The organism is Aurantimonas sp. NFXS3 (assembly GCF_049132005.1).
In the GTDB taxonomy this organism is placed as follows: Bacteria; Pseudomonadota; Alphaproteobacteria; order Rhizobiales; family Rhizobiaceae; genus Aurantimonas; species Aurantimonas coralicida.
In genome coordinates, this window is the sequence record NZ_JAGDDZ010000010.1 from 66,022 (window position 1) to 73,348 (window position 7,327).

Annotated in this window: 8 protein-coding genes; 2 read left to right on the top strand and 6 right to left on the bottom strand. The window is 66.6% G+C overall.

Annotated features, from left to right (window positions below):
- Positions 1–97: 97 nt before the first annotated feature.
- The gene (locus J3367_RS20390) at positions 98–526 is read left to right on the top strand and encodes a L,D-transpeptidase (protein ID WP_024351353.1); all 429 of its coding nucleotides are present in this window, start codon (positions 98–100) and stop codon (positions 524–526) included.
- Positions 527–573: 47 nt separating this feature from the next.
- On the opposite strand, the gene J3367_RS20395 is transcribed toward J3367_RS20390, so the two are convergent.
- The 5 genes from J3367_RS20395 to J3367_RS20415 form a co-directional block, all read right to left on the bottom strand.
- Positions 574–1,530 (bottom strand): lipid A biosynthesis lauroyl acyltransferase, encoded by a 957-nt coding sequence (locus J3367_RS20395; protein ID WP_024351352.1) that lies wholly within the window; start codon positions 1,528–1,530, stop codon positions 574–576.
- Positions 1,527–2,594, bottom strand: coding sequence for a zinc-binding dehydrogenase (locus J3367_RS20400; protein ID WP_024351351.1), 1,068 nt, complete (start codon positions 2,592–2,594; stop codon positions 1,527–1,529). Before J3367_RS20400 ends, J3367_RS20395 begins: the two co-directional genes overlap by 4 nt.
- A gap of 105 nt (positions 2,595–2,699) precedes the next feature.
- Entirely contained in the window at positions 2,700–4,001 is a 1,302-nt protein-coding gene (locus J3367_RS20405) for a beta-ketoacyl-ACP synthase (RefSeq protein ID WP_421462475.1), read from the bottom strand.
- Between the two features lie 7 nt (positions 4,002–4,008).
- Positions 4,009–5,220 carry a beta-ketoacyl-ACP synthase gene (locus J3367_RS20410; RefSeq protein ID WP_421462476.1) on the bottom strand — a complete coding sequence of 404 codons (1,212 nt, stop codon included), beginning with the start codon at positions 5,218–5,220 and terminating at the stop codon, positions 4,009–4,011.
- A gap of 94 nt (positions 5,221–5,314) precedes the next feature.
- Entirely contained in the window at positions 5,315–5,596 is a 282-nt protein-coding gene (locus tag J3367_RS20415; protein ID WP_024351348.1) for an acyl carrier protein, read from the bottom strand.
- Between the two features lie 312 nt (positions 5,597–5,908).
- Between J3367_RS20415 and J3367_RS20420 the strand changes: the two genes are divergently transcribed.
- Complete coding sequence (locus J3367_RS20420; RefSeq protein WP_421462478.1) at positions 5,909–6,385, top strand: MarR family winged helix-turn-helix transcriptional regulator; 477 nt, start codon at positions 5,909–5,911, stop codon at positions 6,383–6,385.
- 753 nt (positions 6,386–7,138) lie between these two features.
- Here J3367_RS20420 and J3367_RS20425 read toward each other — a convergent pair.
- A partial coding sequence (locus J3367_RS20425) for a hypothetical protein (RefSeq protein WP_421462480.1) occupies positions 7,139–7,327 on the bottom strand: 189 nt, incomplete at its 5' end.

Here is a 7,327-nt window from a genome sequence, read left to right on the forward strand (position 1 = left end):
TAATCTGTTCACGCTTTTGCCAGTTGACCGCTCGGCGGAATTGAAACTAGGTTTTTCGGCGGCGGGAATGTGGAGTTCTTGGGTCGGAGTCGAAAACATGAAGAAACTACTGGTCGCGATCGTGATGATCGTGGGCATCCTCGGCTGCGGCATCTCGACAGCATCCGCCGGCCTGGTCGCCAAGGTGGACCTGTCCGCCCAGACGATGACGGTGATCAAGAACGGCCGGGTGATGTATCGCTGGCCGGTCTCGACGGCCCGTCGCGGCTATGTCACGCCGACGGGAAGCTGGCGGGCCAAGCGCATCCACCGCATGTGGCATTCGCGCAAATACGACATGTCGCCGATGCCGTATTCGGTCTTCTACCACCGCGGCTACGCCATTCACGGCACCGGTGCCGTCAGCCGCCTCGGCCGCCCGGCCTCGCATGGCTGCGTGCGCCTGCACACCGCCAATGCCAAGATCTTCTATACGATGGTCCGCAAGATGGGCATGCGCAACACGAGGGTCGTCGTCCAGCGCTGAACGACCTGCGCCCGGCCATGCAAGCGGCCGGGTCGCGTTGCGAGCCCTCAAGCGGGCTTCGGCTGCGCCGGTTTGCGGCGGCCCTTGCCGCTCTTCCAGCGGTCGTGAAACCACATCCATTGTTCGGGATGCTCGCGCACCCAGCCCTCGACCACGTCGTTGAGCAGCTGGCAGGTGGCGGTCACGTCGATCTCGCCGCTGTCGGCCCGCGGCAGCTCCAGACGCGGCTGCAGCTCGAGCCGGTAGCGCCCGCCCGGCAGGCGGATCGACCGCGCCGGGTAGATCTCGCAATCGAACTGGCGCGCCAGCTTCGGCAGCAACGGATTGGTGCGGCATTCCCGGCCGAAGAAGGTCGTGGGTTCGCCCTTGCGGAATTTCTGGTCCACCAGCATGCCGACCGAGCCGGAGCGCTGCAGGATGCCGGCCAGTGACCACGCCGCGCCGGCCTTGGACGGCACCATGTGGCCGCCGCTGGTCCGCCGCGCGGCCTGCACTTCCTTGGCGATATAGCGGTTGTTGGGCTGCCGGAAGAGGGCGGTGAACTCCAGGTCGAAAGCGGCCGCCGCGATCGGCAGCAGCTCGAAGCAACCGAGATGGCCGGTGAAGAAGATGAACGGGCCCTTGCGCTCGCGCAGTTCGGCGAAGATTTCCGCGCCCTCGACCTCGATGCGCCCGGCCTCCGGGTTTTCCGGGTCGAAATCGAAGAGGTCATCGAGGAATACGAACTCGGCGGCGAGCCGGCCCATCTGGCCCCAATTGTCCCGCGCCACCTGCTCGACCCAGGCCGCGTCCTTTTCCGGATAGGCCTGCTGCAGATTGTCGACCGCCAGCCGGTGGCGGCTCGTCCACGGGCCGAGCAGCCGCGCCGTGCGGTCGGCAAAGGACAGGCCGACATCGGCCGGCAGCAGCCGGATGGTCCGCAGCACGGCGAACAGCACCTGGGCAATGACGAAGTCCGCGGCGCGCTTGGCCCGCAGCGCATAGCGCGCGACGAAGAGGTTCATGCGGCGCGCGGGTTTGCGCTCTCGGTGCCGGCCTCGTCGGCGACGCGCAGCACGATCTTGCCGAACACCTCGCGCGCCTCCATCCGCTTCAGCGCGATGTCGATCTGGTCGAAGCCGATCTCCGTGTCGATCACCGGATGGACGATGCCGCGGGCCATCTTCTGCATGGCGTCGCGCATGTTCTCCATGCGGCAGCCGAAGGAGCCGAACAGCTTCAGCTGCTGCTGGAAGAGCTGCATCAGGTTCATCTGGGTGGACACGCCCGAGGTCGAGCCGCAGGTGACCAGCCGGCCGCCGCGCTTCATGCACAGCATGGAGCCCGCCCAGGTGTCGGCGCCGACATGCTCGAAGACGACGTCGACGCCCTTCTTCTTGGTCAGTTTGCGGGTGACGCCCTCGAAGCGGTCGACGCGGTAGTTGATGACGTGGTCGGCACCCAGCCCCCGGGCGCGCTCGGCCTTGTCGTCGGAACCGACCGTGGTGATCACCGTCGCGCCGTGCCGCTTGGCAAGCTGTATCGCGGCCGAGCCAATGCCGGACCCGCCGGCATGGACGAGGATGGTCTCGCCCGGCTCGAGCTTGGCATTGTCGAACAGCATGTGCTCGACCGTGCCGAAGGTCACCGGCGCCAAGGCCGCGCCGATGGCGTCGCAGCCGGGAGGGGCGGGGACCAAGAGACGCGCCGGCAGATTGACCTTCTCCTGGGCGAAGCCGTCGAGATGGAAGCCGTGCACGCCCGAGACGTGTTCGCAGAGATTGTCGCGGCCTTCGCGGCAGGGGCGGCACAGGCCACAGGTCTGCGCGCCGTAGATCGCCACCAGCTGGCCGGGCAGCACCGAGGCGACGCCAGGTCCGATTGCCGAGACGACGCCCGAGGCTTCGGCGCCGACGACCAGCGGCATCTTGCGCTTGGCGAAGGCCATGCCGCGCCAGCCCCAGACGTCGATGTGGTTCAGCGCGACCGCAGCAATGTCGACGGTGACCTCGCCGGGGCCGGGCGGCGGCGGCGGCGGCAGGTCCACCTGCTTGAGTTCGCGGTCGCCGACGAGTTGCAATGCCCGCATGGGAAGATCCTCAGACTGGATAATGACGGCGTTGTCGTGCGGTCCCGAAGGCTGCGCGACGCCGATGGCCGGCCGGGCGGGTCGTTCCCGCCGCGGCCCCGGCATTCAGTGGCGCGGTTCGCGCCCGATGACGAGGCAGGCGTTCTGCCCGCCGAAGCCGAAGGAGTTCGACAGCACCGTGGCGATCTCGGCCGGACGGGCCGTGTTCGGCACGGTGTCCAGCTCGATCGCCGGGTCCGGCACTTCGTAATTGATCGTCGGCGGCAGCAGTCCGTTCTGGATCGAAAGCACCGAGAACACCGCCTCGATCGCGCCGGCGGCCGTCAACGTGTGGCCGATCATCGACTTGTTCGAGGAAATCGGCGTCGTCTTCAGCGCCTCGCCGAACACCGCGGCAAGGCCGGTGGCCTCCATGCGGTCGTTCTCCGGCGTCGAGGTGCCATGGGCGTTGATGTAGTCGATGTCCGACGGCTCCATGCCGGCGTCGGCGATGCCGGCCGCGATGGTCGCGATGATTGGCGAGCCGTCCGGCTTGGAGCGGGTGCGGTGGAAATCGTCGGCGCGCTCGCCGCAGCCATGGATGACGCCGAGGATCTTGGCACCGCGTGCCTTGGCCGCGCTCAGCGATTCCAGCACCAGCGCGCCGGCGCCCTCGGCCATGACGAAGCCTTCGCGATCCTTGGAGAAGGGCTTGGAGGCCTTTTCCGGATATTCGTTGTTGGTCGACAGGGCCGACAGCAGCGAGAAGCGGATCAGCGATTCCTGGGTGATCGAGCCGTCGGTGCCGATGGCGATGGCGCGGTCGGTCTCGCCCCGGCGGATCGCCTCGACGCCGAGCTGGATCGCCGAGGCACCCGATGCGCAGGCGGTCGACAGGGTGATCGGCAGGCCGCGCGTGCCCAGCCGGTCGGCCAGGAGCTCGGAGATGCGGCTGCACTGGGTCAGGTTGTAGATCGCCTTGTCGGGGCGGCTGCGCGCGATCTGCAGCAGCCGGTCGTAGCCGGCCTCCTCGATGGTGGCGCCGTCCATCGCGTCGAGGGCGAGGCGATGCTGCCACTCCATCTCCACCGGCGGAGCGGCGAGGAACAGCGGCCCGCCGAAATCGTCGTCGGCAAGGCCGGCCATGCGCACGGCTTCCGAGCCGGCGGCTTCCGCCATCATGTAGGAAAGACCCGTCGAGGTCTCCGAGCCGGGACCCATGAAGTCCACCGAGCCGGAGATCGTGGTGCGCAGGCTGTCGGTCGAGAAGCGCTCGATCCGGTGGATGCCCGAGCGGCCCGAGGACAAAGCGTCCCAATTATCGTCGACGCCGCGGCCCAGCGACGAGACGAGGCCGAGCCCGGTGATCGCGATCACCGGGCGCCCGAGAAAGTCCAGCTCTGCGCTGTTGCCGTTCGCGCTCATCATCCGATCCTTACAGTCTGCGCCCGTCCACGGCTTCCAGTTCGCAGGCACCCTCGGCGTGAAGGTGACCGATCGCGGTCACGATGGCGCGCCGCGGGGCCGCTGAAGCCGGGCGTTCCTCGCCGACATCGAAGGGCGGGATCACCGCACCGCGAGACAGCGCGCCGGCGGCCAGCGCCACGCCGGCCGGGACCTGCGCCTCGAAAGCATGGCCGAGCATCGTCCCATACGCCCTGACCGGGGCATCGGGAAACCGTTTGTTCAGGACGCTGCGTTCCACATCCAGCAACGGCTTGATGCCGGCGGCGCCGCTGAGGATCAGCGTCTCGTCGCTCGCCGATCCGCCCTCAGGCAGAAGCGCCTCGAAACGCGCCGCGGTGCGCTCAGCGTCGCGCTTGCCGCGGTCTCCAGAAGCGCTGACCAACCGCGCATAGGCGAGGGCCGAACGGGCTGCGGCGTGTTCGGCCGATTCCAAGATGAGGAATGCGCCGACGCTGCCCACCGTGATGCCGTCATGGCCCTCGGTGCGCGAGGAGACGGGCCGCCAGTCGTCGCGCAGCATCAGGCCGGCGAGGTCGAAGTTCAGGATCAGGTCCTTGCGCTCGGCCGAGAACGAGCCGCCGACGAGGCAGATGTCGCTCTGCCCGGCGGCAATCCGTGCCCGCGCCGAGGCGATGGCCGAGATGCCGGCCGCTTCCTCGCCCATGAAGGTGCGCGAGGAGCCCGTCACCTTGTGGACAATGGAGATGTTGCCGGCGAGAAGGTTGGAGAGCTGTGCGAGGAACAGGGTCGGGCGCAGTTCGCTGCCCAGCGTCTCGTTGACGATCCGGTCGCGGTCGTCGGCGCCGCGCGCCTTGTCCATGACCAGTGCGTCGACGGCGGTGTCGCGTTCGCCGCCGCCGGCGGCCACGACCATGTCGATCTTGGCGCGCACGGCCTCGTCGGCCGGGATGCCGGCATCGGCGAGCGCAAGCCCGGCCGCATAGGTGCCCAGCTTCTGCCAGGTCTCCATCTGCCGCTGGTCACCCCGCTTGGGGATCTGGCTGGACCAGTCGATAGGCGGCAACGGGTGCACGAAATAGGGCGCGTAGGTCTCGGCATCGATCCGCGGCTGCGGTGCCGCCGCGCGGCCCATGGCGTCGAGATGGGTTGCGATGCCCTCGCCGAGCGAGGACACCAGCCCGATCCCGGTGATCACCACGTCTCTGGCATTCTGTGTCATGCAATCGTTCCACTATCCCAATCGTCCGTCCCGCCCGGCGATCGGTTCCCGAGGGCCTCCCGCTGGCGAACGGCGCCGGGCGCCGTCCGCTGTATCAGCCGGCCTTGGCGGCGCGCAGTTCGTCGATCTTGGCGCAGAGGTTCTTCAGGACGAAGTATTCCTCAGTTGGCGCCTCGCCGTCATTGACCGCCTGGGTCCACTTCTCGAGCGGGATCTTGATGCCGAATTCCTTGTCGATCGCGAAGACGATGTCGAGGAAGTCGAGCGAATCGATGCCCAGATCGTCGATCGTGTGGCTTTCCGGCGTGATCTCGGCGCGGTCGATCTCGCTGGTCTCGGCGATGATATCCGCGACCCGGTCGAAGGTAGAAGACAATGAATTATCCTTGTCATGTCTGGAAGAGCGATTTGGGCGCGAAGCTATAGGGAATTCGCCCGAAAAAGCAAAGCGAGGACTGTGGTGATGCCTTGGCCGACGCGCTTGCGGCGCGTCGCCGGCGGCCCTCGTGGCGCCTTCCTGTGGCAAAGGCATGGCGAATAGCGGTCGGTGGTCGGGAACGCACGGCGCTCATGTGACGTTCGTAGGACAAGACCGGATCAGTTTCCAACGATTGGCGGTGCAAGTGTCGGCACGGCAATCGCCACGGCTGTTTCCCCGCGACCCCTCCGGCCACCGGGAACAAGAACGATGACCGCGCGCCAGATCACGGCAAGAAAATCCCGGTCGGCCAACCGCCGGTCCGACCTGTTCCTGACCAGTCGCCTGATCCGTGCGGCCACGGTTCTGGGCCGCGTCGCCGCGCAGGTCCACAAGAGGGAGCACCGGCTGTCCGCCCCCGAATTCAGTGTGCTTGTCATTCTCGGCAGTGCCGATGGCGAGACGGTCACGTCGTCACATATCGTCGAGGCCACCGAGATGGACAAGACCAAGGTCAGCCGCGCGGTCTCCGCCCTCGACGAGCGGGGCTGGCTGCACCGCACCCGCGCGACCGCTGACCGGCGCTTCGAATATCTCGCCCTGACGGCGGAGGGCTCCAGCGTCTATGCCGAGCTGATGCCCAAGGTGGAAAAGGCCGAGAGCAATGTGCTGGCGCTGCTGACCGCCGAGGAGCGCGACGGGCTGGAACGCGGCCTCGACGGCCTCGACCGCGCCTTCGGCCAGTAGCGCGCGGCGGGTTTGATCCCGGGCAATCCCCACCCGGCCCGCAACTGATTCTGGTTCGGTGTCGAAACCAAGCCCGCCCCGCCTCGGCGCGGTGATGGTGTTCTGGCATGGCTCGTGGAACGGCATCTCCGAGCATGTCACCGTCTACGTCAGAGAGGCCGCAGGCACCTAGCAGGTCCTCGGCGGCTATCATGATGGCCACACCGTCTAGGTGATCCGCGCGCTCGTGGTTAGCGTGGTCGTGCGGCAGTTGTCCCGAGAGATTGCCGGTGAGGCGATTGCCATCACCGATCATGATGCGGCAGCTGAGGCGCAGACCAAGGTGAGCAGGGGACGTCTCTACCGAAAGCCTCTGTGAACGATCAGGCATCAAGCCCGGTAGGGACGCGTCACTGAAATCGCGAAGGGCCCCTAAATGCTGCAACTCGCGGAGCAAGAAAATCATAGGTTCAGGCTGTAAATTCGCTCCTATCCTCCCGTGCCCGGTTTCGTACGCCGGCTGGCTAAAGAGATTGCGGGCCGCCACCCAGGCGGCCGGTACAGCGAAGGTGGTGATTTCAGCAGGGAAGATTCCCTCAAGCACTCCTGACTCTGGCACCGCAGACGGAAGATATCTAAGTCGGGCTCGATAGTGACCAAAGCTATTGAGGGCATTCTTGGAGGAGGCATTCGGTGGACTGATCCGCGCCGGATTCTCCAGCGCCTATTTCCGGGGACACCTTCGTATCACCAACGAAATCCGCTCTACACGCCCTACAAAATGCTGCAGACATCTATATTCATGACGCGGAAAGCGAGGCACAGCAGCAAACCTGAGAGCCCGTCCGGAAAGGGTTGAATGGCCGGGATGGCGATGATTCCAGAAGGTGTCTGAAGCCTGATCTGGAAGAGCCATGTGGACCCCGACCACTCGTGCGGAGCATAACCGCGATCACCTGCGCT